3 protein-coding genes are annotated in these 2,406 nt (G+C 50.5%); all 3 read right to left on the bottom strand.

What is annotated here, in order from left to right:
- A partial coding sequence (gene flgK, locus COY37_RS09905) for a flagellar hook-associated protein FlgK (RefSeq protein WP_286977431.1) occupies positions 1 to 1,323 on the bottom strand: 1,323 nt, incomplete at its 3' end.
- Between the two features lie 14 nt (positions 1,324 to 1,337).
- Complete coding sequence (locus tag COY37_RS09910) at positions 1,338 to 1,823, bottom strand: flagellar protein FlgN (RefSeq protein WP_286677437.1); 486 nt, start codon at positions 1,821 to 1,823, stop codon at positions 1,338 to 1,340.
- 22 nt (positions 1,824 to 1,845) lie between these two features.
- Positions 1,846 to 2,196 (bottom strand): flagellar biosynthesis anti-sigma factor FlgM, encoded by a 351-nt coding sequence (flgM, locus tag COY37_RS09915; RefSeq protein WP_286677436.1) that lies wholly within the window; start codon positions 2,194 to 2,196, stop codon positions 1,846 to 1,848.
- Positions 2,197 to 2,406 lie beyond the last annotated feature (210 nt).

Consider the following 2,406-nt stretch of genomic DNA (forward strand, 5'->3'; position numbering starts at 1 on the left):
CCTCTGATACTTGATCATATTCGTCGCCTCTTCATCCAGCGAAACACCGGATACCGATTGGCGATGATTCTCGAGCAGGTCGGTATATAGCTTCCCGTTGGTAACCATTGTCGACGAATCCTGGGATTCTATGCCGAGGTTCGTAATGGTCGAGCGGTAATAATCGTTCATTGTAACGTTATCGCCGTTTATTGTAAGAAGCGTGTCCTTTAATTTGGCGATGGCCAGAGCGTTTGAGTTGTCACCCGGTATACCTGCCGGATTCGTTGCGGCCGCAACGTGCTTCGGATCGTCAACGTCAGGGCTTAAGGCGATATCCCCCGCCCCCGTCCCGGCAAAGAAGTTCCAACCGGTGGTGCCGTCTAAGCCAACACCAGCCGCATGAAGGTTGTTTACCTCAGTTACCAAGGTGGATGCCAGCGTATCGAGATCGCCGCGATATTTCTGAATCGTGGTATCTCGCGTATCGGTCAGCGATTTTAGCTCTCCGCCGTATGATGTGACCGGCGATCCATCCACCGCCCAGGTCACATCTCCGTAGCCGCTATTGAGCCCGTTTGGTGTGGCCTGTATGTGGTTTGCCGAGTATTCGCTTACCAACTGCCTGCCATTTAAGAATATCAATTCGGTGCCCGAATCTTGCTCGGCCACCGTAATGTCGGCAATCTTCGAGAGATCATCGACCAGCTTATCTCGCTCATCCCTAAGGTCATTTGGCGCGACGCCGGTCGTCTGTATTCTAACGATATCTTTGTTGAGCGCATATATCCTATCCGCGATATTGTTGACCTCATCAACTTTTACCGATACCTGATCATTCAGGTTATCGCGAAGGCGGCTTAGCTTTGCATCCAGCTGGTTAAATGTCGATGCAAGCGTGCGCCCCATCTCAATTACCGAGGACCTGGCAGAGAGGCTCTCGGGGTTTTTGCTTAGCTCTTGCCAGGAATCCCAAAACTCGCCCATCATATTCTGAAGGCCGGTATCTGAAGGCTCATTGAGTATCGATTCCACCTGCTTGAGCGCATCGTCTTTCACGCCCCAGCCGCCCAAGGACTGATTCTCTTTTCTAATCTGGTCGTCGAAGTAGCTGCTTCGCACCCGCTCGACTGATTTCACCTCGACACCGGTACCAAGCTGGGCCTGAAGCATCGGCCTATTATAGCCGGGATAGGGAAACGAGGGGGCCGCCGCAAGAATCGCCCGCTGTCTCGAATAGCCCGGCGTATTGGCGTTGGCTATATTATGCGCCGTAACATCCATCCCGTATTGACTTGCATCTAGGGCTTTTCTTGCAATCCCTATGCCAAAAAATCCATCCATCCTATAACACCTCTTTATGCCCTTCCGTCAAACAACTTGGGATTTACACCTTGGGGATTGGGCTTTTGACCGTACACCGGGCTTTCCTCACGCATGATCGCGTTGAAAAGGAAGTTGGTGTGGCCGATGTTTCGCCTAAGAAGCTCGGCGTTAGTCTTGTTGGTCTCGCCGAGATCCTCGACTATCGCAAGCATCTGGTCTTTAAGTTCCGCGGCCGCTTCGGCCGTTTGTTTGTCAAAGTCTTTTAATATCGTTGAGAGCTGGGGGGTTGGCTGGGATAAATTGCTATTAGTATCTACGTCTAACAGGGTGAGCCGTTTTCTCTCCAGGTCGCGAACAACCCGCATCATCTGCTCCGTCGCCTTGACTACGTCTGAAAGATCCTCAATATTTCCGCTGACGATCAGCTCTTGCTCTTTCTTCGATAAATTCAACAATCCCTGGTATGATTCTTTTTCGCTCTTTAAGACGTCTATTAAAGCGTTGGCATCAATGTTCAATTTTCTCACCCTCAAGCTAGTTTTAGACCGTTTCATCTACAACCGCGCGATGGATGATCTTATCAGCTATTTCCTTGCTGGCAACATTATATTTGCCGGCCTCTATCTTGCTTTTCAGTTCATCCACCAGGTCGCTTCGCGTGTCAGGAAGCTTCTCGTAGACCTCTTTGGCCTTCACGACTTCCTGGCTGCGGGTAGTTATGGTAACGGAGTCGACTTTCGCCGCGGCGCCCTCTACTTTAGATTCTGAGGATTTAGCCTTCTCCGCTTTTCTGTTTTCGACCTGTCGCACGTATCCCTGTAGAACTTTACGGACTTGTTCATTAGAGATTTTCATGTCTTCACCCCACTTGCCTATAGTTATCGGCAGCACTTACATTTTTCTCCACCTACCGGAGAAACCCTGCCACCCTACAGATAAGCACGGTGGTCTGGGCCGAGACAAGCTCGGCCCCTACATTAGCATTTATCAGGCAACTGCTATGGTTATTGCTGCCTGCTGCATACTCCTTACCGCCTACTAGAAACTGCTTTCTAACCCACGCTCATTCGCAATTCGCAATTCCCTAGCCCCTTATGTTGG

It is taken from the genome of Candidatus Aquicultor secundus (assembly GCF_002791875.1).
Lineage (GTDB): Bacteria > Actinomycetota > Aquicultoria > Aquicultorales > Aquicultoraceae > Aquicultor_A > Aquicultor_A secundus.